This window comes from Rhodospirillum sp. A1_3_36, assembly GCF_047263945.1.
In the GTDB taxonomy this organism is placed as follows: Bacteria; Pseudomonadota; Alphaproteobacteria; order Rhodospirillales; family Rhodospirillaceae; genus Rhodospirillum.
On record NZ_JBLAVB010000004.1, the window covers coordinates 429,803 to 454,894 of the forward strand.

The 25,092-nt window shown below is 60.5% G+C and carries 22 protein-coding genes and 1 other RNA gene; 10 read left to right on the forward strand and 13 right to left on the reverse strand.

Translation table 11 applies throughout. The features are described from left to right. Positions 1-70: 70 nt before the first annotated feature. From sucD to mdh, 3 genes are all read right to left on the reverse strand, one after another. Positions 71-949 carry a succinate--CoA ligase subunit alpha gene (gene sucD, locus ACLIRY_RS12245; protein ID WP_413205672.1) on the reverse strand — a complete coding sequence of 293 codons (879 nt, stop codon included), beginning with the start codon at positions 947-949 and terminating at the stop codon, positions 71-73. Beyond that, positions 949-2,148 (reverse strand): ADP-forming succinate--CoA ligase subunit beta, encoded by a 1,200-nt coding sequence (sucC, locus tag ACLIRY_RS12250; RefSeq protein WP_413205673.1) that lies wholly within the window; start codon positions 2,146-2,148, stop codon positions 949-951. Before sucC ends, sucD begins: the two co-directional genes overlap by 1 nt. 127 nt (positions 2,149-2,275) lie before the next feature. Continuing rightward, a complete protein-coding gene (gene mdh / locus ACLIRY_RS12255) occupies positions 2,276-3,232 on the reverse strand; it encodes a malate dehydrogenase (protein WP_413205674.1) in 957 nt (318 codons plus the stop codon). Between the two features lie 601 nt (positions 3,233-3,833). Between mdh and ACLIRY_RS12260 the strand changes: the two genes are divergently transcribed. Both ACLIRY_RS12260 and chrA read left to right on the forward strand, forming a co-directional pair. Further along, positions 3,834-5,780: a methyl-accepting chemotaxis protein gene (locus ACLIRY_RS12260; protein WP_413205675.1), complete on the forward strand. Its 1,947-nt coding sequence runs from the start codon at positions 3,834-3,836 to the stop codon at positions 5,778-5,780. Between the two features lie 243 nt (positions 5,781-6,023). Beyond that, positions 6,024-7,265 (forward strand): chromate efflux transporter, encoded by a 1,242-nt coding sequence (chrA, locus tag ACLIRY_RS12265; RefSeq protein WP_413205676.1) that lies wholly within the window; start codon positions 6,024-6,026, stop codon positions 7,263-7,265. A 210-nt stretch (positions 7,266-7,475) separates the two neighbouring features. Here the strand turns inward: chrA and ACLIRY_RS12270 are convergent, their stop codons facing one another. The 3 genes from ACLIRY_RS12270 to ACLIRY_RS12280 are packed head-to-tail and all read right to left on the reverse strand — an operon-like array spanning position 7,476 to position 9,920. After that, the gene (locus ACLIRY_RS12270) at positions 7,476-7,781 is read right to left on the reverse strand and encodes a YciI family protein (RefSeq protein ID WP_413205677.1); all 306 of its coding nucleotides are present in this window, start codon (positions 7,779-7,781) and stop codon (positions 7,476-7,478) included. Next, positions 7,778-8,989, reverse strand: a complete 1,212-nt coding sequence (gene zapE / locus ACLIRY_RS12275) for a cell division protein ZapE (RefSeq protein ID WP_413205678.1) — start codon at positions 8,987-8,989, stop codon at positions 7,778-7,780. The genes ACLIRY_RS12270 and zapE overlap by 4 nt, the downstream gene beginning before the upstream one ends. Before the next feature lies 1 nt (position 8,990). Then, positions 8,991-9,920 (reverse strand): exopolyphosphatase, encoded by a 930-nt coding sequence (locus ACLIRY_RS12280; protein WP_413205679.1) that lies wholly within the window; start codon positions 9,918-9,920, stop codon positions 8,991-8,993. A gap of 228 nt (positions 9,921-10,148) precedes the next feature. On the opposite strand from ACLIRY_RS12280, the gene ACLIRY_RS12285 reads away from it, so the two are divergent. Continuing rightward, entirely contained in the window at positions 10,149-10,868 is a 720-nt protein-coding gene (locus ACLIRY_RS12285) for a hypothetical protein (protein ID WP_413205680.1), read from the forward strand. A gap of 168 nt (positions 10,869-11,036) precedes the next feature. On the opposite strand, the gene ACLIRY_RS12290 is transcribed toward ACLIRY_RS12285, so the two are convergent. The 3 genes from ACLIRY_RS12290 to pdxY form a co-directional block, all read right to left on the reverse strand. Beyond that, a complete protein-coding gene (locus tag ACLIRY_RS12290) occupies positions 11,037-11,627 on the reverse strand; it encodes a LysE family translocator (protein WP_413205681.1) in 591 nt (196 codons plus the stop codon). Between the two features lie 146 nt (positions 11,628-11,773). Next, complete coding sequence (locus ACLIRY_RS12295) at positions 11,774-13,162, reverse strand: GGDEF domain-containing protein (protein WP_413205682.1); 1,389 nt, start codon at positions 13,160-13,162, stop codon at positions 11,774-11,776. A gap of 253 nt (positions 13,163-13,415) precedes the next feature. Then, on the reverse strand, positions 13,416-14,297 hold the full coding sequence (gene pdxY, locus ACLIRY_RS12300) for a pyridoxal kinase (RefSeq protein ID WP_413205683.1): 882 nt from the start codon (positions 14,295-14,297) through the stop codon (positions 13,416-13,418). A 249-nt stretch (positions 14,298-14,546) separates the two neighbouring features. Here pdxY and ACLIRY_RS12305 point away from each other — a divergent pair, with 249 nt between their 5' ends. The 7 genes from ACLIRY_RS12305 (at position 14,547) to ACLIRY_RS12335 (ending at position 21,346) form a co-directional block, all read left to right on the forward strand. Further along, positions 14,547-15,434 carry an HpcH/HpaI aldolase/citrate lyase family protein gene (locus tag ACLIRY_RS12305; protein WP_413205684.1) on the forward strand — a complete coding sequence of 296 codons (888 nt, stop codon included), beginning with the start codon at positions 14,547-14,549 and terminating at the stop codon, positions 15,432-15,434. Positions 15,435-15,529: 95 nt separating this feature from the next. Next, a complete protein-coding gene (locus ACLIRY_RS12310; protein ID WP_413205685.1) occupies positions 15,530-16,585 on the forward strand; it encodes a MaoC family dehydratase in 1,056 nt (351 codons plus the stop codon). 316 nt (positions 16,586-16,901) lie between these two features. After that, the gene (sdhC, locus tag ACLIRY_RS12315; RefSeq protein WP_413205686.1) at positions 16,902-17,300 is read left to right on the forward strand and encodes a succinate dehydrogenase, cytochrome b556 subunit; all 399 of its coding nucleotides are present in this window, start codon (positions 16,902-16,904) and stop codon (positions 17,298-17,300) included. A 15-nt stretch (positions 17,301-17,315) separates the two neighbouring features. Next, positions 17,316-17,702 carry a succinate dehydrogenase, hydrophobic membrane anchor protein gene (sdhD, locus tag ACLIRY_RS12320; RefSeq protein WP_413205687.1) on the forward strand — a complete coding sequence of 129 codons (387 nt, stop codon included), beginning with the start codon at positions 17,316-17,318 and terminating at the stop codon, positions 17,700-17,702. Positions 17,703-17,706: 4 nt separating this feature from the next. Beyond that, positions 17,707-19,491 carry a succinate dehydrogenase flavoprotein subunit gene (gene sdhA / locus ACLIRY_RS12325; protein WP_413205688.1) on the forward strand — a complete coding sequence of 595 codons (1,785 nt, stop codon included), beginning with the start codon at positions 17,707-17,709 and terminating at the stop codon, positions 19,489-19,491. Between the two features lie 81 nt (positions 19,492-19,572). Beyond that, entirely contained in the window at positions 19,573-20,355 is a 783-nt protein-coding gene (locus ACLIRY_RS12330; RefSeq protein WP_413205689.1) for a succinate dehydrogenase iron-sulfur subunit, read from the forward strand. Positions 20,356-20,491: 136 nt separating this feature from the next. Further along, positions 20,492-21,346 (forward strand): hypothetical protein, encoded by an 855-nt coding sequence (locus ACLIRY_RS12335; protein WP_413205690.1) that lies wholly within the window; start codon positions 20,492-20,494, stop codon positions 21,344-21,346. A 250-nt stretch (positions 21,347-21,596) separates the two neighbouring features. On the opposite strand, the gene ACLIRY_RS12340 is transcribed toward ACLIRY_RS12335, so the two are convergent. The 4 genes from ACLIRY_RS12340 to ssrA form a co-directional block, all read right to left on the reverse strand. Then, the gene (locus ACLIRY_RS12340) at positions 21,597-21,974 is read right to left on the reverse strand and encodes a TfoX/Sxy family protein (protein WP_413205691.1); all 378 of its coding nucleotides are present in this window, start codon (positions 21,972-21,974) and stop codon (positions 21,597-21,599) included. 111 nt (positions 21,975-22,085) lie between these two features. After that, a complete protein-coding gene (locus ACLIRY_RS12345) occupies positions 22,086-23,702 on the reverse strand; it encodes a fumarate hydratase (RefSeq protein WP_413205692.1) in 1,617 nt (538 codons plus the stop codon). A gap of 149 nt (positions 23,703-23,851) precedes the next feature. Beyond that, the gene (locus ACLIRY_RS12350) at positions 23,852-24,361 is read right to left on the reverse strand and encodes an SspB family protein (RefSeq protein WP_413205693.1); all 510 of its coding nucleotides are present in this window, start codon (positions 24,359-24,361) and stop codon (positions 23,852-23,854) included. Positions 24,362-24,645: 284 nt separating this feature from the next. Then, positions 24,646-25,021: a transfer-messenger RNA gene (gene ssrA / locus ACLIRY_RS12355) on the reverse strand. Positions 25,022-25,092: the final 71 nt, after the last annotated feature.

The following is a 25,092-nucleotide window of genomic DNA, read 5'->3' on the forward strand; positions in this document are numbered from 1 at the left end:
GTGCCCTTTTACGCTACGGGAACCCCCCCGGAAAATTTTTCCGGGGGGATGGGGTACTCCCGTAATATTATTAGGCCTTTTTCATGGCCTCAACCATAGTGCTGCCCAGGGCCGACGGGCTATCCGCAACCAGGATACCCGCAGACTTCATGGCTTCCTGCTTGTCGCCTGCCGTACCCTTGCCGCCGGAGATAATGGCGCCGGCATGGCCCATCCGCTTGCCCGGGGGGGCGGTCACACCGGCAATGAAACCACACATGGGCTTCTTCACCTTGGACTGCTTGATGAACTCAGCGGCCTCTTCCTCGGCGGAGCCACCGATTTCACCAATCATGATGATCCCTTCGGTTTCGGGATCGTCCAGGAACATCTCCAGGCAATCGATGAAGTTGGTGCCGTTGACCGGGTCACCGCCGATACCGATGCAGGTGGACTGGCCCAGACCGGCGGCGGTGGTCTGCGCCACCGCTTCGTAGGTCAGGGTGCCAGAGCGGGACACAACGCCGATCTTGCCGCGACGGTGAATGTGACCGGGCATGATGCCGATCTTGCACTCGCCGGGGGTAATCACGCCGGGGCAGTTGGGACCGATCAGGCGGGTGGCACTGCCCTGCAGGGCCCGCTTCACCTTGACCATATCCAGCACCGGAATGCCTTCGGTGATGCAGACGGCCAGTTCGATTTCGGCGGCGATAGCCTCCAGGATGGCATCGGCGGCGAACGGCGGCGGCACATAGATGACCGACGCGTTGCAACCGGTGGCTTCCTTGGCCTGGGCCACAGTGTCGAACACCGGCAGGTCGAGGTGGGTGGATCCTCCCTTACCGGGGGTCACGCCGCCGACCATCTTGGTCCCGTAGGCAATCGCCTGTTCGGAGTGGAAGGTGCCCTGCGAGCCGGTGAAGCCCTGACAGATAACCTTGGTATCCTTGCCAATAAGTACGGACATCAGGAAGCCTCCTTCACCGCTTTGACCACCTTTTCGGCGGCGTCGGCCAAATTGTCCGCAGCGATGATCGGCAGACCGGATTCGGCCATAATCTTCTTGCCGAGTTCCACGTTGGTGCCTTCCAGACGGACAACGAGGGGAACGTTCAGCGAGACTTCCTTCGCCGCGGCGATCACGCCCTCGGCGATCACATCACAGCGCATGATGCCGCCGAAGATGTTGACCAGGATGCCTTCCACGTTCGGATCGGACAGAATGATCTTGAAGGCCGCCGTGACGCGCTCCTTGGTGGCGCCGCCGCCAACGTCCAGGAAGTTCGCCGGAGAGCCGCCCTTCAGCTTGATGATATCCATGGTCGCCATGGCCAAGCCCGCGCCGTTGACCATGCAGCCGATGGCACCATCGAGCTTGATGTAGTTGAGGTCGTGCTTGGAGGCTTCCAGCTCCATCGGATCCTCTTCGTCCTCGTCCCGATAGTCCATCAGGTCCGGGTGACGGTAGAGGGCGTTGGAGTCGAAGTTCATCTTGCAGTCCAGCGGAATCACCGCACCCGCGCCGGTGACGACAAGCGGGTTGATTTCCAGCATGGAGCAATCGGTATCGACAAAGCAGGTGTACAGCGCGGACATCAGCTTGACGAAGGCGCCAACCTGCTTGCCTTCCAGGCCCAGCGCAAAGGCCACGTTCCGGCAATGGAAGCCGGACACGCCGGTTGCCGGATCGATGGATTGGAAGAACAGCTTCTCCGGGGTCTCGGCGGCCACTTCTTCGATGTCCATGCCGCCCTCGGTCGAGGCCATCACGGTCACGGAAGACGTGGCGCGGTCCACCAGGAGGGACAGGTACAGCTCGCGCTTGATGTCGCAGCCATCCTCGATATAGACGCGCTTGACTTGCTTGCCTTCGGGGCCGGACTGGTGGGTCACCAAGGTGTGACCAAGCATCTGCTTGGCGTTTTCCGCGACCTCATCCACGGACTTGACAACGCGAACGCCGCCCTTATCGCCCGCTGCGGCCTCCTTAAACGTCCCCTTACCGCGCCCACCGGCGTGGATCTGGGACTTCACGACAAAAACCGGACCATCCAACTCCTGAGCGGCCTTAGCTGCCTCCTCAGGCGTATAGGCCACGCCTCCCTTGAGTACGGGCACGCCGTACTTCGCCAAGACTTGCTTGGCTTGATACTCATGAATATTCATAAGTTTCCCTCTCCTAATCGACGGCCCAAAGCACGCCAGCCCCGCCCCAATGGACCAGAACCGATCCATTGGGTGACCCGGGGGGAAGCGCGGTGGCAGGATCCGCCGGTTCCCACTTCTCTCTTACTTACTTCGGCATCAGTTCCTTAGACGCCGCGAGCAGACCGCGAACGCTATCGACCGACTTCCCGAACGCGTCCTTCTCGGCGTCGTTCAGCTCGATCTCAACGACCTTCTCGATGCCACCGGCGCCGATCACCGTGGGCACGCCCACGTACATTCCGTCCAGACCATACTGGCCGTCCACCCAAGCCGCGCAGGGCAGAACACGCTTCTTGTCCTTCAGGTAAGCCTCAGCCATCTGCACCGCAGCCGCAGCCGGAGCGTAGAAAGCCGAACCGGTCTTCAGCAAGCCGACGATCTCGGCGCCGCCGTCCCGGGTGCGCTGAACGATCTGGTCCAGCTTTTCCTGCGTGGTCCAACCCATCTTCACCAGATCCGGGAGGGGGATACCGGCAACGGTGGAGTAACGGGTCAGCGGAACCATCGTATCGCCGTGGCCACCGAGCACGAACGCGGTGACGTCCTCGACGGACACATTGAATTCCTCGGCCAGGAAATAGCGGAAACGGGCGCTGTCAAGAACGCCAGCCATGCCCACCACCTTGTTGTGGGGCAGACCGGAGACCTCGCGTAGAACCCAAACCATGGCGTCCAGCGGGTTGGTGATGCAGATCACGAAAGCGTCGGGGCAGTTGTTCTTGATGCCTTCGCCCACCGCAGACATAACCTTGGCGTTGATGCCGATCAGGTCATCACGGCTCATACCCGGCTTGCGGGGCACACCGGCGGTCACGATGACGACATCGGCATCCTTGATCGCGCTGTAATCGTTCGACCCGGAATAGGCCGCATCACACCCCTCGATCGGTGTGGACTCGGCGATGTCAAGCGCCTTGCCCTGGGGTGTCCCTTCGGCGATATCGAACAGCACCACATCGCCCAGTTCCTTAAGGCCGATGAGATGCGCAAGTGTGCCACCGATGTTACCGGCCCCCACCAGGGCGATCTTCTTGCGTGCCATTGAAACCCTCTCGATTAAATAGGTGAATCCGCAAGAGGACTTGCGAATACGGAGCACCTTCCGGCCGCTCCCGAGGGGCCAGAGGCGGGGTTGTCCTAGCGCGATTCCCCGGGAGAGGCAAGAGTTCTAGGCAAGGTTCGTTCGTGTTTGCCCTTGAAATGAGCAGGTTTCGTTCCACTCCGGACAGCACCGCTCAACGAGAAGAACAATCAGACGCACAACTCCACAAAATACACCTTGAGATGGCTGGAAAACAAAAATAATCCATTTTCGAGAAAACCGCTACCAAATCAAATGATTTTCCGAAAAACAAGCGTGCATAGAAATAGATTCACCGAACATTCATTCACGACACAAACATTCAACCGCGACTTTCACGAAAAAACCACGAAAAAATAAAGGATACACTCCAACAATTCTTACCGGAGCAGACGCGATCCTTAAATATCAAATAAATTCAATAAAAATTTGTGAAAAATTTAATTTTACACACACAAATCATTTCAGGATAATCCGTGCGAAAACTTGCCAGATAAAACCCTGCTTTTTTTTCATGGAAACAAAGGGATCTGCAGCATTGATATCTCGTTTACTGGAACGAATGACCGTTCGCCTGCGGATTTGGATCCTTGTGGGTCTCGCACTAACGACCGGCCTCCTCCTGATCGCCACGTATTTTTCGGGAAGCGTCGCCATAAACCGTGCGGAAGCCAATCTCAAAACCTCTACAGAGCTTGACGTTATGGCCAGTGCGCTCGAAAGGGGAGCACTGCAAATGCGTCGCAGGGAGAAAGACTTCCTCCTCAGGCCCGATCTAGCCATTGCGGATCAATATCACGCCGAGGTCAAAACCGTGATGGGCCTCCTCGACCAGATGACTGCCCTGACAGCAGCGACAAAAACCAAGGATATCCTCACCAAGTTCAAACAGGGAATCGTAGATCAGAACGCGCGTTTTTCGCATATAGTCCAACTCTACACCACCATCGGCCTCGATGAGAACCAAGGCCTGAACGGGAAACTTCGAGACGCGGTCCATACCGTTGAAGACAAATTGAAGGAAGCCCACCTCGACCCGCTGACAATCAAGATGCTGATGATGAGGCGACACGAAAAGGATTTCATGCTCCGCCACGACCAGAAATACATGGACCTCTTCGACGCGCGGCGGTTGGAATTTGACAAAATCTTGAGAGAAACGGACCTTTCTGATGGTTTTAAAACCGAAATTGGTCAACTTATGGATACCTATCAGAATGCGTTCAAAGCCTGGGTTGCCACAACTCTTGACCTGAAGTCGGAAATCAAAGACCTCGGCACGATCTTTGACACCATGGAAGCCGCGCTCACAAAAATCTTCGAAAGCGCCCATGAAACCATGGTCCAGGCCGAAGAAAAGAGGGCTGAGAATCAGTCCTGGACTGAAACAGCTATGGCTGGAATCGCGGTCGCCCTTTTGCTCACGGTCAGCGTCCTTGGCGGCCTAACCGCCCACAGCATTAGCCGACCGATCGCAGAAACAACCCAGTTGATGCGTCGCTTGGCCGACGGAGACACCACCTTTGACCTCGTGGACAGTGACTTGAAAACGGAAATCGGTGACATGGCGCGCGCCGTCCTAGTGTTCCGAGATCAAGCCATCGAGAACACCCGGCTCGACACCGAGCAAGCCAAGGCGGCCGAACAGGAGGCTGTACGGCGCCGAGAGTCGATGCGGGGCATCGCCAATGATTTCGAAGCGAGCCTGTCCGACATTGTCTCCATGCTCGGGACATCCTGTGACGAATTGCGCGGAACGGCGGACCACATGTCAGCCGAGGCCTCCCGATCCAGTGAGCAGGCCAGCGCCGTGGCGAAAGCTGCCGACCAAACGACAGGGAATGTGGAAATGGTGGCCGCAACAGTTGAAGAGCTCTCCAACTCCATAGCAGAGATCTTGCACCAAGCCCACGACACCAGGACGATCTCCACAAGGGCCACCGAAGAAGCCAAACAGGCGGGCGAAACCGTTGAAGGCCTCGCCAACGCGGCACGACGTATTGGTGACGTCACAAGCTTGATCAAGGATATCGCCGAACAAACCAACCTACTGGCACTCAATGCCACCATCGAGGCCGCCCGAGCCGGGGAGATGGGCAAGGGGTTCGCCGTCGTGGCAAACGAGGTAAAGACTTTGGCACATCAAACCGCCAAGGCGACTCAGGAGATCTCCGACCAAATTCGCGACATGCAATCTGCGACGGAGCAAACCGTTGGATCGATTTCACATGTGCGTCAGACCATCGACGAAATGCGGGAAAGCACGGCCCACATCGCTTCCGCAGTGGAACAGCAAAGCGCAGCAACCGCCGAAATATCCCGGAATGCCCAGGGCATGGTCAGCAACACACAAGACGTGACACGCAATATCGCCGGGGTCTCGGAAGCCGCCAAGTCAACAGGACAAGCGGTTGACAGGGTCACGCAGGTCAGCAGGGCGATAGAACAACACAACCACACTCTCCGCGACAAGCTGAACGGAATCCTCACCCATCTTCGGGCCGCGTAAAACGATCGGATATTGAACAGCCCAACCGGAGAGTCATACCAAGCGGCGCGGGTTGAAACCCACGCCGCTTTTCTTGCGTTCAAACGCCACGCGGGCTTTTACGCGCCATAGGGCGCGGCGGCCACTTGGCCGCTTCCAAGGTGCGGTGAGGCAAACTCACCGCACCTTGGTATCAGTCGCCCAAGCATCGTCACGAAACCGTCTCTTGGCAGCCCTTTCCGATGCCCCCACTCTTGATACGCCATGAACAGATCCAAGACCTCACCTGCCGCCCCCCCCACGCCAAACGCCGGTTCCCTGCGAGAGGTGGGACGCGCCTTCCTCACCTTGGGCCTCACAGCCTTTGGTGGTCCAATCGCCCATATGGGGTATTTCCACAAGACCTTCGTCGTCCGTCGGAAATGGTTGGATGAGGAGGCCTTCGCCTCCCTTCTCGCCCTGTGCCAGTTTCTGCCTGGTCCGGCCTCCAGCCAGATGGGTTTTGCCATCGGTTTGCGGCGGGCCGGTCTGGCCGGCGCACTCATCGCCTTCCTGGGCTTCACCCTGCCCTCGGCCCTGGTAATGGCCCTGGCGGCCCTGGGGGTGGCTTTGGTGGACGGCCCCTTCGCCCAAGGGGCCCTGGCCGGCTTAAAGTTGGTGGCTGTGGCTGTCATCGCCGACGCCATCCTGGGCATGGCCCGCTCCCTCTGCCCAGACCGATTCCGGGCGAGCCTGGCGATCGGTACCCTGACGATCGTCCTGGTTTGGCCCCACACGGGCCTTCCACTGGTCCTTGGCCAGCTCCTTCCGCTTGGCTGCGCCGGACTGGCAACCTGGGCGGCCCTGGAGCGGAGCCCACCCGCCCAGACGGCCCTCTCCTTGCCCTTGAGCCAGAAAACAGGCCTTCTTCCTCTCGTCCTGTTCGCAGCCCTGCTCCTGGGGCTTCCCCTCGCCGCCGGATTGGGAGCGGGCTTTCAGGTCTTCGATTCTTTCTTCCGCTCCGGCGCCCTTGTCTTTGGCGGCGGCCATGTGGTGCTGCCCCTGCTCCAGGCCGAAGTGGTGGACAGCGGCTTGGTGACGCCCCAAAGCTTCCTGGCGGGATATGGTCTGGCCCAGGCCATGCCCGGCCCGCTCTTCACCATCGGCTCCTACCTGGGCGCCGCCGCCGGGCAGAATATGGGGATCGATTCGGCCCTGGCCCTGGCAGCGCTGGGAACCCTCGCCATCTTTCTACCGGGCTTTCTTCTGCTCCTGGGTGTTCTGCCCTTTTGGGATACGCTCGGCAGCCGCCCCGATGTGCGGGCCGCCCTGGCCGGAATCAATGCTGCCGTCGTCGGCCTCCTTGCCGCCGCATTCTGGGACCCTGTTCTGGCCCGCTCTGTCGTCGGTGGCCAGGAGGCCGCGCTGGCGGCATTGGGCTTCCTTGGGCTGCGGATTTGGCGCCTGCCTCCCTGGACCATTGTCCTGGCCCTGGGCACTGCCGGGGGGCTCTTCCTCGCGCCCTGACGGGCCTTGTACCCTCTCGTAAAGTCACGGAGCTTTGCCCCGTCCCCCACTGGGGCCGAAAGGCCCCAGACCGCAGGCTTTTATTTATAAAAGGAAAATGGGGGTTTGGGGGCATTTGCCCCCAAATGGGTTTGGGCTATCGCCCAAAAATGACGAGACACTGTCGTCTACCGTAACGGAAACGCGGTGCCCACTTTTCCTTATACCGCTCTAAACCCAATCGCCCAACGCGCCCGGCTCGACCCGAGAGGGACGGAAGGGAGTAAGGGTCACTTCCACAAAATCCTCGGTAACGAACGGGTCCTCGGCGAGAAGAGCCCGCAGAGAGGCCTCGTCCCCGGCCTTGGCAATGACGACCCCACCCGTGCGCGGCTCCTTGGGACCGGAAGCGATGAACACCCCCGCGTCATAGCAGCGGTGCACGAAGGCCATATGGGCTTCCAGCACGGTTTGGATCCGCTCCATGGGCACCTTGTAGGTCAAATCCACCACAAACAGGATTGGCTTCTCGGTCATAAGGCGTCCTTCTCCAATATGTCCTCGGTCGTTCCTGTGGTCGCAGGAAGATTTCGCAAATGGACTTGGTCCAAATATTCCTCGGACTGCATTTCCATCAGCCTGGAAACGGTCCGTTGGAATTCGAAAGCCCCCTGACCTTCGGGATAAAGCACCTCCGGCGCGGCGTCTGCCGAACAGATAAGAGCTGTCCGATGGTCATAAAGGGCATCGATGAGCACCACGAACCGCCGGGCCTCATCCTTGTTCCGCGGCCCAAGGACCGGGATCCCGGAAATGATCACCGTCTCAAAACGTTCTGCGATGGCCAGATAGTCATGACTCCCCAAGGGATGGGCACAGAGGTCGTCAAAGGTAAAACGCCCCATTCGGGAGGTCGCCGCACGCACGGGCACGGAACGGCCATGGACCTCCACCACAGCAGGAGCAGGCTTTTCCGCCCCTGCCACCCGGCTCATACAGCGGTCAAGCCAAGCGTCCGCTGCCTCCCCCGTGGGGGTCACATAGACGGTCATGCCCTTCATCCGGTCCAAGCGGTAATCCTTGGCACTGGCCAATTCGACCACCCGGGTCTTCTCCTTGATCAAGGCAATGAAAGGCAGGAACTTCTCGCGCTGGAGGCCATGTTTGTACAGGTCATCGGGGTGCCGGTTGGAGGTCGTGACCACCACCACGCCCAAATCGACGATCTCGCGGAACAGCCGACCAATGATCATGGCGTCGGCGATGTCCTGAATATCCATCTCGTCCAGGCAAAGGACCCGATTGCCTTCGGTCATGGTCCTGGCCAGGCGGGGAATGGGATCTCCCGCGCCATCCGGAACCTTGCCGCCCTTCCCTCCGCCGCTCCGCCATTGGTGCAGCAGGGCATGGGCCTCACGCATGAATTCATGGAAATGCAGCCGCCGCCCAACCCCCGGGGCCAAACAAGAGTGGAACAGGTCCATCAGCATGGACTTGCCGCGCCCCACTTCGCCGTACATGTACAGTCCCTTGGGGGCGGGGTGGGTCACGCGCTCCTTCTTGCGGCCAAAGCCCAAGCGCGCCCCCCAGCCCCCGGCCTTCTCGGCCGGCGCGGGTGGGTGATGGCACTTCAGCTCGTGGTGCAAGGCCTGAAGGGTCTCCAGGGCCTTTTCCTGGGCGGGGTCACGGATGAGCCCCCCCTCTTCCAGCTTGCGCTGGTATTTGCTCAGCGGTGAATCGGGCATGTTACCCGTCTTCTGTGATCCGGGCCACCAGTTCGGCCAGGACCTCTTCGGCGCGATCATTTTCCACCTGACAGGTTCCCGCAGCATGGTGGCCGCCGCCGCCATACTTGAGCATCAGCTCACCAACATTGGTGTTGGAGGACCGATTGAAGATGGACTTACCCGTGGCATAAACGGTGTTCTGCTGCTTGACGCCCCAGAGCACGTGGATGGAAATATTGGTTTCCGGGAACAGGGCATAAATCATGAAGCGGTTGCCCGCCCAGATGGTCTCTTCCTCGCGCAGGTCCAGAACGACCAGATTGCCATGGACCGTAGCCCGGCGCTTGAGCTGTTCCTTGAATTTGGGCTCGTGCTCGAAATAGAGTTCCACCCGTTCCTGCACGTCAGGAAGCTCCAGGATCTGCTCGATGGAATGCTCCAGGCAGTAATCGATCAGTTCCATCATCAACTGATAATTGGAGATGCGGAACTCGCGGAAACGGCCCAGCCCCGTCCGCGCATCCATCAGAAAATTCAAAAGTTCCCACCCCTTGGGGTGCAGGACTTCCTCCATGTTGTACTGGGCGCTGTCCCCCTTATCCACCGCTTCCATCATATCATCGGAAATGCGCGGAAACTTCTCCTTTCCACCATAGTAATCATAGACGACTCTGGCCGCAGACGGCGCCAGGGGGTCGATCACATGGTTGTCGCGCTTACCCACCCGAATCGTTTCCGACAGGTGGTGATCGAAGGCCAGATGGACCCCCTCCACATACGGAAGGTTGGTGGTGATATCCCGCTCGGTGATCTCGATCTTGCCGTCCTGCATGTCCTTGGGGTGGACGAACTTGATGTCGTCTATCAGCCCCAGCTCCTTCAACAGCGCCGCGCAGACCAGGCCATCGAAGTCACTACGGGTCACGAGCCGGAACTTACCGTCGGCCATGGGTTGGTTCTCCCTCCATCATTCCCTTCGATCGGGCGCAGGCACCTCAGAATCCTCTTACCGGTTCTGGCACCCACACAACCGCGTTGCACCCGGTTTAGCCCGACCAAGCCCGCGAGGCAAGCACACAGGCACCTCTCCACCGATCTTGTCCTTTGAACTTGTTGTCTCCCCCGGCAGGCGGGTACAAAGGGACCCGTAGTTCATGAAAATCCTGGGGATGCCGCCGTGTCGACTTCAGCCGTTCAGACCACGGGCCAGACCACTGGCCAGACCGAGGGCCAGACCGAGGGCCAGACCGAGGGCCAGTCCAGGGGGCGATTGATGGGCCGTTTAATTCCCTGGCCCATGGTGCGGTCCATGGGGCGCATCTCGCCCATCCTGGCTGCCACCGGCTTTCTCCTGAGCGCCTGCGGGGGTAGCGAACCCTTCCTGGACTATTACCCGGTGCGAGAAGCCAATATCGTCCCCATGAACGGCACTCGTTTGAAGGCGGCCGTCTGTTTTTCCGGAGACAACCCCAAAACGCGGGAGATCCAATCCTTGGCGGCCGCCCATTGCGCGGAATTGGGACGGGTCGCCCAATATCTTTCGACCGCCAAATTTGCCTGCACGCCCCTCGCTCCCAATGTGGCCTACTACACCTGCAACCCGGCGCCCCTCAAAACCGAAGAAGGCCAAGCAACGGTACAACCGGGCCGCATTAAGGTTCCGGCCCCGGCCTGGCTCCCAGATTCCGTCGCACCAGAGCCGCCCACGCCGCCAAGCGGCCTAAGCGACGCGCCCCCCTGGGATCCCAACAACGCGCCCCAAGAGCCGCAACCGGCCCCGTCCACCCCTGGGGACGCGCCCCAGAACACCCCTGCTGTCCCCTCTTGGGATGAGGGAACGACGGGCGCCCCGGGCGCCTTCCCAACCAACGCCATCACCAATATGCCCCGGCTTTAGACTGCTCCGAGATCAAGTTGGGCCACCTCTTGGCCCGACTTGATCTCGAAGGCGCCCCAAAATCGATAGAACCAGAGTGCAACGGGAACAGCTTGCCTCAAGCTGTTCCCGTTGCACTCTAGACTTTTAAGTCGAAGCATGGCTGAAGCCCCTCCGCTTCCGTCTCGTTTAAAAGAAGAAAATCCCCGCCAGGACAGCCAAACCGAAGACCAGCAGGGCCACACCAGAAATCCGGTTCAGCCAGAGCAACCAAACAGGTGTGAAGTGGCTTCGCACGGCCCCCGCCGCACAGGCTAAGGTTGCCCACCACAGGGACGATCCCACGAAGACGCCCAGGATGATCAGGCTGGCGTCCAGGGCGTCCCTTTCGAAACTGACCACGGAGAAGGACGCGAACACCGCCATAAAAGCGATAATCGTACCAGGGTTGGTCAAGGTGATGGTGAAGCTGGACAGAAAATCCTTGAACAACCCCACCCGTGACGAGCCCGTGGGCAGGATCAAAGGCGGTTTGCGTAGGGTTTTCATCCCTAGAATGACCAGGAACACGCCACCGACCACGGACAGCATGATTCTGTGGGCAAACAGGAAATCGCTAACGAGACTGAGTCCTAAACCTGCTACAGCGCCGTAAAAGGTATCAGCGAAGGCAGCACCAAGACCAGCCACAAAAGCCGCGATCCGCCCGTCGGCCAGGGCTTTCCGGATGCAAAGAATACCAACGGGACCAACGGGCGCGGCAATGGCGAAACCGACCACGAGGCCTTTCAGAAAGGGTAACAGCGTCTTACTCCCTGCCCAAGCACCGATCCTTCGATCAAAACACATCCCAGGCCGTGTGGTCCAAACCTTCGGCGTCCTCCGACAGGGCTTGGCGGTGGGGATTGATCACGCTGTGCTCCGGGTCACAAGTTAGCGAACACCACCCGGTTCCGCCCACCACGCTTGGCTTCCAACAGGGCAGTATCGGCCTGGTTAACGGTGTGTTCATAGTCCGGATGACCGTCGTGCAAAGCCGCCCCCACCGACAGGGTCACCGTCAACGCCTCGCCCCCCGCAATGGGAAAGGGCGACGCAGCCACGACGGAGCACAGAGCTTCGGCCTTGATCCGCAAGGCCGAAGCGTCCATTTCCGTCATGACCACCATGAACTCTTCCCCACCGTATCGGAAGACGAAATCTCCGGCCCGGACATGGGCCAACAGCCTTTCGGCAATCCCTGTCAGCACCTGATCCCCTGCACTGTGGCCGTAGGTATCATTGATGCGCTTAAAGTGGTCGCAATCGAGCATAAGCACGGCGAAAGGCATATTCTGCCGCATGCTGATACCCACCTCCCGCTGGAGGATCGCGGGCATGAAACGGCGGGTGAGCAGGCGCGTCAGGGCGTCCCGGCCGCTTTCGATCTCCATGGCCTTTTCGGTCAGGATCGACAGCAGATAGGCCAACTGGGTGACGTCGGTGTTCAAGGTTTTCACAAAATCCCGATCGACCCGGTCAACCCGCCCCCTCAAGCCTTGGCGAATCCGTCGATCCACGTCTTGGGTGCGATCCCGCAAGGCGGACAATTCGGGTACCGGACCAAACGTCAGCTCCGCCTTATGGTTCAGCCACAGACCAAAATCCGAATGTTCGATGGAGGGAATGTCATTCACTCCCTGGGGGCTGTCGTAGAGGGCGACGATCGTATTGCGCAACCAATCAAACAAACTGGACTTCAGCCTTTCGGCTTCCAAGGCCAGATTCTGGCTGGTCATGAACATCTTCAGGGATTGCTGATGACGCACCGTCCCCAGCAAATCCCCCAGATAGGCCTCATGCATGGCGTCAGCCAGAATATCCATCAGATCCGTGACAAAGCGAATGGCCCCGATCTGGTCATTGATCGACAAATCGCCCTGTTCCATGATCCGGCTGATCAGGTCCCCCCGAACCACCCGCACCCCTTGGTTCACCAGACTGACCGGAACGTTCACCCTGGCGTGAACCATGCCCACTTCAAAATTTCGGCCAATGATCCCGGCCAGGGCCTCGGCAGGCATGGGTTGGAACAGGGTTTCCACCCAATGGGTCATGGAATGAACAAGCCGCTCCTGGACCAGCTTATGGGTCAGAAAAGCCCGCCCTTGCGGGTGTTGCAGGAACGTCTCATAGAACTGATTCGCCACATCTGGCGCCGCTTTGGCAGCCACGGCGTGGATCCGGGCGCGGATCACGTCAGGCGTCCGCTCCACCAGGGCAGCCAAGGTTGCCACCAATGCTTCCGTTTTTTGGAGCTTGAGGGCCTCGTGCACGGCCACTCCTTTCCATGGGTTTTTTCGGTCGCGGGCCTCCCCTTTCGACGAAAGGTCAACCTTTCCACGAAACGAGAACGCGTGCCGGATCAAAGGACCTCATTCAACGGTGACGAAAGACTCTCGCCCCCGTTGAAACGGGCTACTGAGTGTCACAGAAATAGCTCCCTCGCTCCCTTGAGACCAGGAAAAAACGTTGTCGATACCGGAGAGGGACGGGGGCTATCCCAAGGGAAACGCATGGATTTCAACCTCAACACCCGCAAGTCGAGAGTCCGACGAAAGGGATTTCCGGGGTGCCAAGGCGGTGCGCCTGCCGCAGCAGGTCACCGAGACGCTCCGTCAAGCTGTCCAGGTGGCCAGGATCGATCCGTCTTTCCATACCCGCCACCGGCGTCCGGGCCAAATGGGCCATCAGCCAAGCAGCAAGAAGATCGCCGGTTCCCTTCACCGACTCCACTCCGGTCACGAAGTCCTGTCGGGACAAATGTGGCTCCTGCCCGTCAACCAGCAGGACACCGATTTCGCCACCGCCCAAGCGCAAACCGGTCACCACCACAACCTCCGGCCCCCGGGCACGGAGGTCCCGGGCTGCCTCCAGGGCCTCCTCCGGGGTCGCGGGTGGAGCCGCACGCCCGGTCAGCAGGGCCAGTTCGAAGGGATTGGGCGTCACCACTGTGGCCCGAGGCAGAAGAAGCCGCCCCATCCGCTCCGGCAAGTCCCCATGGACATAAAGGCCCTGCCCCAGCTCTCCCAGGACCGGATCACAGAGGTAGGGTGCCCCGGAGCGAACCCGCCGCAAGGCGTCTACGGCGCCGGCCATCGCCTCCGGAGTCCCGGGATCGCCCGCGTAACCAGAGAGGACACCGACGCAGGAGGGGAATTCCGGTAGGGCAGCGACTCCGGCGACCAGGGCAGCCACCTCTGCCGCCGGAGTGATCCGCCCGACAAATCCCCCACGACCCGGATGGTGGGCGAGGACGGCGGTGGGGATGGCCCAGGGGGCGAACCCCGCCGCCAACAAGGCCGGAACCGCTGCCCCATTCCCCACATGCCCCAAGGCCACATGGGACTGAATGGACAGGATCGGAGAAACGGAACAAGAGGAGGAAGGCGCAGTCGAAAGGGAGGTCATGCGGGGCACTCCGAACGGCGGAACTCTGGGCGGAGGGGGACAAGGGCAAAAGCAAACCATCAAGCAACAATCGTGCGCAGGGCCGCAGCGATGCAGCTTTCGCACTGCGGGATCCTTGTCAGGAGACGCAACAATGAATACGTTGCCGGGCGCCAGAGCGAAATTTCATTACGCTCCCTTCCGATCCGGGGCCACGACATCCCGGAACACTCATAGGTATTCGCCCTACAGGCAAGGAGGTTTTCCGCCATGGTCCCCACAGTGCGTCCGCGTCGCAGCGTTCTGTACATGCCCGGCTCCAATACCCGAGCCCTGGAGAAGGCCAAGACCCTGGCCGCCGATGGCCTGATCCTCGACCTGGAAGACGCCACCGCTCCCGAGACAAAGGTCGAGGCCCGAAAGACCGTCTGCGAGGTGTCCGCCGCCAAAGCCTATGGCAAGCGCGAGGTTCTGATCCGGACCAATAGCCTGACCACCGAATGGGGCCGGGAAGATGTCATTGCGGCAACCGGATCCGGCTGCGATGGCATTCTCCTGCCCAAGGTGGAAAGCGCCACCGAGGTTCTGCAAGTTCAGGCCCTGATGGAGGCCCATGGCGCACCGCCCGAAATGACCATCTGGTGCATGATGGAGACTCCGCTGGCCATGTTGAACGTCCGCGAGATCGCCGGGGCCACCCCCCGCCTGGGTGGCTTTGTCATGGGCACCTCGGACTTGGCCAAGGATCTGCATTGCGCCCATACCCGCGACCGGTTGCCCATGATCACCTCCCTGGGGCTTTGCATGCTCGCAGCCCGGGCCTATGGTCTGGCGATTCTGGATGGAGTCCACCTGGACCTTCAGGACGACGAAGGGTTCGCCCAGTCCTGCAAGCAGGGACTGGAGCTGGGATTTGATGGCAAGACCCTGATCCATCCCAAGACCATCGCCTTGGCCAACGAGGCGTTTTCGCCCTCGGAAGCGGAGATTGCCTGGTCCCGGAAGATCATCGCCGCCCACGCCGAAGCCGAAAAAGATGGCAAGGGCGTTGTCGTCGTGGACGGCAAGCTGGTAGAGAACCTACACGTCGAGAACGCCAAACGTCTGGTTGCCCTGTCGGAGCGCATCGCCGAACTGGCCGCCGACCTGTCTTCTTAGATCAAACACGTTGAGCATCGAGTGAAGCGGAAAACCGGTGCCCACTTTTCCGCTCGACACTCTAAGCTCACGACCGACAAGGACGGAACCGTTCCATGAACAAGACCAACCCGGGTCACTTTTTCGAGGACTTTTCCCTGGGCCAGGAACTGGTCCACGCCACTCCGCGCACGGTGACGGAGGGCGATGTTGCCCTGTACTGCGCCCTGTACGGCTCCCGCTTCGCTGTGCAATCTGCCGCCAGCATGGCCATGGCCATCGGCTACGAAGACGCGCCGCTCGACGACCTCCTGGTTTTCCATGTGGTCTTTGGCAAAACGGTGCCCGACGTCAGTCTGAACGCCGTGGCCAACCTGGGCTATGCCCGGGGCCGCATGGGAGTGCCGGTCTACGCCGGTGACACCCTTCGCACCGTCAGCCGGGTCATCGGCCTGAAGGAAAACTCCAACGGCAAAACCGGCGTGGTCTATGTCAACTCCGTGGGCCTGAACCAAAATGACGAGGTGGTGGCCGACTATTGCCGCTGGGTCATGGTCAACAAGCGCGACGCCAGCCATCCCGCCCCGGATCCCGAAATTCCCGACCTGCCCGACCGGGTGGCGCCAGAGGATCTTTATGTCTCCGACGGGTTGGACATGTCCGGCTATGACACCACGCTCGCCGGATCCCCTCACCTCTGGGAAGACTACGCCGTGGGTGAGAGAATTGACCATATGGACGGCATGACCATCGAAGAAGCCGAACATATGATGGCCACCCGCCTGTGGCAGAACACCGCCAAGGTCCATTTCAACCAGTTCGAACAGGCCAAGGGCCGCTTCGGCAAGCGGTTGATCTATGGGGGGCATGTGATCAGTCTCGCCCGGGCTCTCAGCTTCAATGGCCTGGGGAACGCCTTCCGTCTGGCCGCCATCAATGCGGGCACCCATTGCAACCCCACCTTCGCCGGGGATACCATCCACGCTTGGTCCGAGGTCCTGGAAACCTCCAGCCTGCCGGACCGCGAGGACCTTGGGGCCCTGCGCCTGCGCACCGTCGCCACCAAAGACCTGCCTTGCACCGACTTCCCCCTCAAGGGAGAAGACGGAAAGTACCTGCCCAACGTGGTGCTGGACTTGGACTATTGGGTCCTCATACCACGCGAGGGTTGATTTCCCACCGGTCCGGCCACGCGGTTGAGTAGGTTATTGCCGCATCGCTTCCGACTCTCCGGTGGATCACTGGAAGGCGCAATCCCTTCCAAAACAAGCCATTCCCCCTCTCCATCACACCGCAGAGAGGAGAGGGGGGACCCTGCGGGACAGACCAGTGTCGTTGACTCAATCAGTCCGACCCGCTATCCATGTCGCGCCGCCGAAGGTATCGCGGTTCCGTCACGAAAGGTCCTTGGGGGAATTAGGGCCGACGGGCGTGTTTCGGGGGCGCACGCACCAAATAATCCGCGGACCAGCGCAAGAGGCTGACGCCATGAAATCTCATCCCAGGCCCATTTCGCCGCACCTTCAGGTTTACAAGCTGCAGACCAAGCTTCCGCCACTGCTGTCGATCGTCTTTCGGATCTGCGGCGCTGGCCTGATGGTGGGGGGAACCTTCTTCTTCCTTCTATGGATCGTCGCCGCAGGCACCGGTCCGGAGGCCTTCGAGGCCGTTCAGAATTTCTTCGGATCCTTCTTCGGGTACATCGTCCTCTTCGGACTGACCGTCCTGGTATTCTACCACATGTGCAATGGTATGCGGCATCTGCTGTGGGACACCGGCTACGGGTTCGATATGCCGACCGTGCGCAAGACAGGCCGTATCGCCGTTGGCGCCGCCATCGTGCTGACCCTGCTGGCCTGGATCATCGGCCTGTCGGTTTACGGCTGAGGGAGGAACTGAACAATGTCGCTACGCACACCTCTGGGCAAGGCCCGTGGTCTGGGCGCCGCCAAAGAAGGCGCGTCTTCCCACTGGATGGCCGAACGTCTGCCCGCCATCGCCCTGGTCCCCTTGATGCTGTGGTTCGTCTTCGTGGCGATCATCGGCAACCTGGATGCCTCCTACGCTGACATGGTGGACTTTATGCGGTCGCCATGGAACGCGACCCTGATGCTGTTGACGGTGTTCTGCGCCTTCTACCACGGTATGCTCGGGCTGATCGTCATCATCGAAGACTATGTGCACCATCACACGGTGAAACACATCCTCGTCTTTGGTCTTAAGATGTATACCGCCCTGGGCTCGGTTCTGGCCGCCGTCTCCATCCTCAAGCTGACCTTCGGAGGCTAACCCGATGGCATCCTACGAGATTATCGACCACGAATACGATGCCCTGGTCGTCGGCGCCGGTGGCGCCGGACTGCGCGCCACCTTCGGCTGCGTCCAACAGGGTCTGAAGACCGCCTGCGTGACCAAGGTTTTCCCGACCCGATCCCACACCGTGGCCGCCCAGGGCGGCATCGGCGCTGCCCTTGGCAACATGGCCGAGGACAGCTGGCAGTGGCATATGTACGACACCGTCAAGGGGTCGGACTGGCTGGGTGACCAGGACGCCATCGAATACATGTGCCGGGAAGCCATTCCCGCCGTGCACGAGCTGGAGCACGCGGGCGTGCCCTTCTCCCGCACCGAGGACGGCAAGATCTACCAGCGCCCCTTCGGCGGGCATATGCGGAATTATGGGGAGGCTCCGGTTCAGCGCGCCTGCGCTGCGGCGGATCGCACCGGCCATGCCATTCTGCATACCCTGTACCAGCAGTCCCTGAAATATAAGGCGGAGTTCTTCGTCGAGTATTTCGCCCTGGATCTGATCATCGAAGAGGGCCAGTGCAGAGGCATCATCGCCTGGAACATGGACGACGGCACCATCCACCGCTTCAAGGCCCACCAGACCATTCTGGCCACCGGTGGATATGGCCGCTCCTACTTCTCCTGCACCTCGGCCCATACCTGCACCGGAGACGGTAACGGCATGGTTGCCCGGGCGGGCCTGCCGCTCCAGGACATGGAATTCGTACAGTTCCACCCCACCGGGATCTACGGCTCCGGCTGCCTGATCACCGAGGGCGCCCGTGGAGAAGGCGGTTACCTGACCAACTCCGAGGGCGAGCGCTTCATGGAGCGCTATGCGCCGACGGCGAAGGACCTGGCCTCCCGCGACGTGGTGTCCCGCGCCATGACCGTGGAAATCCGCGAAGGCCGGGGTGTTGGTCCCCAGAAGGACCATATCTTCCTGCACCTGGAGCACCTGGGCGCCGACGTGCTGCATGCCCGCCTGCCCGGCATCACCGAGACCGCGAAGGTTTTCGCGGGCGTCGATGCCACCAAGGAGCCGATCCCCGTGCTGCCGACCGTGCACTACAACATGGGCGGCATCCCGACCAACTATAAGGGCGAGGTTCTGGACCCGACGGCGGACGAACCGGACCGGGTCTTCCCGGGCCTGATGGCCGTGGGCGAATGCGCCAGCGTTTCCGTGCATGGCGCCAACCGCCTGGGCACCAATTCCCTGCTCGACATCGTCGTCTTCGGTCGCGCTGCGGCCATCCGGGCGGCCGAGTTGATCACCCCGGGGACCAAACACAAGCCCCTGAAGGACGGCAACGCCGACTTCGCCCTGGCCCGTTTGGAGCGCCTGCGCAACGCCAATGGCACCAAGCTGACCTCGGTGATCCGGGACAACCTGCAGCGGGCCATGCAAATCGACGCGGCGGTATTCCGCACGACCAGCTCGCTGGCCGAAGGCAAGGACAAGGTCGACGCCATCGCCGAGACCCTGGCCGACATCAAGCTCGCCGATCGCAGCATGATCTTCAACACCGACCTCGCCGAGGCCTTGGAGTTGGAGAACCTGATGGCCTGCGCCAAGGCGACCATCCACGGGGCGGAAGCCCGTCACGAAAGCCGGGGCGCCCATGCCCATGAGGACTTCCCGGACCGGAATGACAGCGAGTGGATGAAGCACACCCTGGCGCGCATTGATGACAAGGGTGCTGTCAGCCTAAGCTATCGCCCCGTGCACACCTACACCCTGACCGACGAGGTCGATTACATCGAACCCAAGGCGCGCGTGTACTGATCCAGAACAGGATGGGATGCCCTGTCTCGGGGTTTCTCCCATCCGGCGCGATATCGGCCACTCCGCTGGAGGCTTTGAGACATGGTTGAATTCAATCTGCCCCGCAACAGCCGCGTTCAGGAAGGGAAAACCCATCCTGCACCGGCCGGGGCAAAGAACACCCGGACCTTCAAGATTTACCGTTGGGATCCGGACCAGGGCGGCAACCCGCGCCTGGATACCTACTACGTGGACATGGACAAATGCGGCCCCATGGTCCTCGACGCCCTGATCAAGATCAAGGACGAGGTAGACCCCACCCTGACCTTCCGGCGATCCTGCCGCGAGGGGATTTGTGGATCCTGCTCGATGAACATCGACAGCTACAACACCCTGGCCTGCCTGAAGCCCATCGCCGACATCAAAGGCGACGTGGCGATCTACCCGCTGCCGCATCTGCAGGTGGTCAAGGATCTGGTTCCCGATCTGAACCACATCTATGCCCAGTACACCTCCATTGAACCTTGGTTGAAGGCCGATACCCCGGCCCCGCCGTCAGGTGAGCGTCTGCAAAGCCCCGAAGACCGGGAACAGCTGGACGGTCTGTGGGAATGCATCCTCTGCTTCTGCTGCCAGACCAGTTGCCCCAGCTACTGGTGGAACAGCGATCGCTACCTGGGACCTGCCATCCTGCTGCAGGCTGCCCGGTGGGTGCTGGACAGCCGGGACGAGGCCACGGGGGAGCGGTTGGATCAGTTGGACGACCCGTTCCGCTTATTCCGCTGCCATACCATCATGAATTGCACAGACACTTGCCCCAAGGGTCTGAACCCCGGCGAAGCGATCGCCAAACTCAAGATCAAGATGTTCGAACGGACCGGTTGACCCGGCCCCATAAGATCATCACAGAAAAGCCGCCCTCTTGGGCGGCTTTTTTTGTATACTGAGCCTTCACAGTGGTTTCCGGATTGCCCTTGTCCTGAGCCAGCCTTCCAAAGGCCTCAATCAGGACGGAGCTTTCATGGCATCCCTCAAGAATACTCTTCTCCCCCGGTCCCTGCGTATTGGTATCAAAAATTGGGCCAAAGGCCGGTGGAGAAATGGCCTCCAAAAGGGAGCACCCTGGGTGGGTGTGGCCCATTCCGCCATCAACAACCACGAGCGAGAGATCATTTCCCAGCATGGGGAAGATGGCATTCTCGCCCATTTGGTCCGCGCCCTTGACCTGGGTGCGCGACCCTTCCTGGAAATCGGGTTTCACCCGGCAGAGGCCAACCTGATCCACCATGCCTTGCGCAACCCGGGCCAGGGGACATTCGTTGACGCCAACGCCCGGGGATGCGCCCTGGCAGAGCGTGTATTCCGTCGATCCGGACCCGCGAATTACCGCATTCTGAACCGGAGGGTGACGCCTGACACGATCAATGCCTTGGTTCTGGAAGCCGGAGGGACGAACCTGGGGATTCTCTCGCTGGATGTCGACAGCATCGACTATTGGATCTGGAAAGCCCTGGAGGTCGCCCGCCCTCCCCTGGTGGTCCTCGAATACAATGGCGCCCTTGGCCCTACCCGCATGGCCACCTTCCCCCTGATCCATAGGCCCGTTGCCGATGGTCAGAATCCTCTTTTCCACGGGGCCTCACTCGCCGCCCTGACCCAACTCGCGCAAAACAAAGGCTATCGGCTGATCGGCTGCGAGACCTCTGGTGTGAACGCCTTCTACCTCAGGGCTGGAGAACTGGAGGAGACCTATCCCACACTCACCCCGGAAGAGGCCTTTTTCTGGCCTGACCACCTGTTCGAGCGCGGCCTGACCGCCGACAGCCTCGCTGCAGAGATCTCAGGCCTCCCCTTCGAGGAGATTGCTCTAGAGTGAAACGGGATCAGCTTGAGTCAAGCTGGCTACGGTACACGACGGTGTTTCGTATTTTTGGGCGATTGCCCAAACCCATTTGGGGGCAAATGCCCCCAAACCCCCTTTTTTTAATGGCCTGGGGTCTGGGGCCTTTCGGCCCCAGTGGGGGACGGGGCAAAGCCCCGTGACAGGAAAACATCCCCTGCCGAATACAGTGGCCCAACGTGACCTGGACCCCGCGCCATCACCTCCGGGGCGGCTCAGAGGCACCTTATCCGGCGGCTTTGCGGGACCGCTTGGCCGCTTCCCAGGCCCTTTTGCCCCATTCGGCCAAGCGATCCTCACTATCGAGAACGAAGGGGGGAACGAGGCGGAATTTCAGGCCACCGGATGGCACACCGCCTTGGGAGAATAGATCTCCTCCCGCTCCGCCATCTTCTTGGCCTTCCTCCCGCTCCCAGGCGTCATAGGGAGCCTGGGTTTGTTGATCGACGCGGAAGTGCAGCAATCCGCCAGAGAGAATGCCGAACAAAACGCCATCCAAATAGAAACCAGTGGCATCGGACATCTCATGGGCCTTCACCCCGCCGAGCGCCGCACGCATCAGGGGCAAGAGGGCCTGGGCAGTGGATTGTTGGTCGTTGGCCATGGGCAGGGGACCTTCCAAGGGAGCGGGCCGGACAGAATTACCGGAGGGGCCGCGAAATGGGAAGGAAGAAGGAGGGGGCGGAAATCAAGCCGCCCCCACAACAGGTACAAGTCAAAGCTGTTTAAAGAAGTCGTTGCCTTTGTCGTCAACGATGATGAAAGCAGGGAAGTCCTCCACCTCGATCTTCCAGATCGCTTCCATGCCCAATTCCGGATACTCCAGGACTTCGACTTTTTTGATGCTGTTCAGTGCAAGCTGAGCGGCTGCGCCACCGATGGAGCCGAGGTAGAAACCGCCATGCTTCTGGCAGGCGTCGGTGACGGCTTTCGAGCGGTTGCCCTTGGCGATCATCACCATGGACCCTCCGTTGGCCTGGAACAGCTCCACATAGGCATCCATGCGCCCCGCCGTGGTGGGACCAAAGGAGCCCGATGCGTAGCCTTCGGGCGTCTTGGCTGGGCCGGCGTAGTAAACGGCCATATCCTTGAAGTACTGGGGCAGACCTTCGCCCGCGTCCAGGCGTTCCTTCAGCTTGGCATGGGCGATGTCGCGGGCCACGATCATGGGACCAGTCAGGGACACCCGGGTTTTGGTCGGGTATTGAGAGAGGGTCTTGCGAATCTCGTCCATGGGTTGGGACAAATCGACCTTGACCACGTCTTCGGACAGTTTGTCGGTTCGGACTTCGGGCAGGTATTTGGCGGGATCCGACTCCAGGCGCTCCAGGAACAGGCCTTTTTCGGTGATCTTGCCCAGCATCTGCCGATCGGCGGAGCAGGATACGCCAATGCCCACGGGGCAGGAGGCGCCATGGCGGGGGAGTCGAATGACGCGCACGTCGTGGCAGAAGTACTTGCCGCCGAACTGGGCGCCAATACCCATATCCTGGGTCATTTTGAGGATCTGGGCTTCCATCTCCAGGTCGCGGAAGGCGTGGCCTGCCTTGGACCCTTCACTGGGCAGGTTGTCCAGATAATGGGCGCTGCCCAGCTTGACCGCTTTCAGGCAGGCCTCGGCGCTGGTGCCGCCAATGGCGATGGACAGGTGGTAGGGTGGGCAGGCGGCCGTCCCCAGGGTGCGGATTTGCTCGTCCATGAAGGCGGCAAAGGTGGCGGGGTTCAGAAGGGCCTTGGTCTGCTGGTAGAGATAAACCTTATTGGCTGAGCCGCCGCCCTTGGCCATGAACATGAATTTATAGGCCTCGCCCGGCTCAGCATAGAGGTCGATCTGGGCCGGCAGATTGTTGCCGGTGTTGACTTCCTCGAACAGGCTCAGGGGCGCCATCTGGGAGTAGCGCAGGTTCAGGGAGCCATAGGCCTTGGCCACACCCTCTGACAGCGCCAACGCGTCGGTGTCACCGGAGAAGATCCGTTGTCCCTTCTTGCCCATGATGATGGCGGTTCCGGTGTCCTGGCACATGGGCAGGACCATGCCCGCAGAGATATTGGCGTTTTTCAGGAGCTCCAGGGCAACAAAGCGGTCGTTGGGGGAGGCCTCTGGGTCATCGAGGATGGCACGGACCTGCTTCAGATGGGCCGGACGCAGCAGGTGGGAAATGTCGCGGAAGGCCTCTTCAGCGAGCCGGGTCAGAGCCTCAGGCTTGACCACCACGATGGGTTGGCCCCGGAAGCTATCCTTTTCCACCAAGCCTTCTGTCCCCTCAACGGGGCGGTATTCAGTGGTATCATTGGACAACGGAAACATGTCCGCGAACGCGGCATCGATCATGGTCGTCTTCTCCCCCAGGGACCTTGGGAGCAGGGTCTATGCCCCCGCTTTAGGGCCCCAAGCTTTTGTCCCCATGCTTTTGGACTCCGGTCGTGGAGGAGCGAAACCGGTCTCCCGATCCGGTCCACCCCCCATGCGAGGCTGCTTTATTAGGGCTTCTTGCGGAAGGTATCCAGTGTGATGACGTTATCTTCGGGCGCGGTCACACCGTCCTGGGCATCGACACCATCCTGATCGTCCTCGGCCACGGGGTCGGGAAACAGGTCGTCGTCCTCGTCCTCCTCGTCCTCCAGAACCACACCGGTCTGAAATTGCAAACCGAAGGATGCATGGGGATCGGCAAAGGCGCTGACAGCCTCGAAGGGGATCACCAGCCGTTCGCGGATACCGCCGAAAGACAGGACCACAGCGAAGAAGCTCTCCCGAACCTCCAGGTCCCAGAACTGGTTCTGGAGAACGATGGTCATGGCCTCGGGGTGCTGGCTTTTCAGCCGGGGAGACAGAACCGTGTCGGGGTGGTTGGTGTCGAAGGTGATATAGAAATGGTGCTCGCCGGGGAGGCCCTGCCGCAAGGTAATTTCCAGGGCTTCGCGCAAAACGCCACGCAGGGCTTTTTCTACCATGCGATCATAGGCGAGGTGTTCGATGATATCGTCCACGGGCAATCCTTCGTCCCTCGTGAGTGGGTTTGTGGGTCATCCTGACCCCATAGCATAAACGGAACCACGGGCAACACAATCCTGTCCCGTAGTCGGGGAGAGGATAAATCAGTTAATCGTGGGTTATTCATGACAGAAACCCTCTCTGTCAGAGGCCGTTCCGTTGGAGCATCTTGCTTTATCTCACTTTGTGCGCACACCCGGCGAGCACTGTTGCTCAAAATGCTCTAGACCGAGTCTCTGCCCATTCAGGCGTAGTGGGGGGAAAGTGGAGGGTGGGGGAAAGTGGAGGGCTTCTGTTGCCCGGCGCCCCCCGAGCCGCGCCTAGACGTGCGAAGGCCTAGGACTTAATTGAGATTGTGACACTGCTTACGCAGCGGCACGCACCTCGGCAAAGTTGTCATTGGCAACTGTTGCAATGGCCCGGTAACGGTGGAACCATGCCGAACACAGCCTACGTCTTTACCACGCGCGTCGATCCTATTTCGCCCCCAAAGGGACCAACCAGACTTTCGCAAAGCAAGGTTGGCCGCTGAAACTGGTGGAGGCGCCGGGTACCGCCCCCGGGTCCGCAACGCTTATTCCACGAAGGGTTTAGCGTCATAGCCGAGCAAGCCCGGCAGCCCCAATATAAGCGGACCTTCACCGGAATGCAAAGGGGGTCCGATTGTTTCTTTTCAATGAATTGAGAGGAGCCAGTCGATACCCCTGCCTCTCCCCCTGTCTCGGCG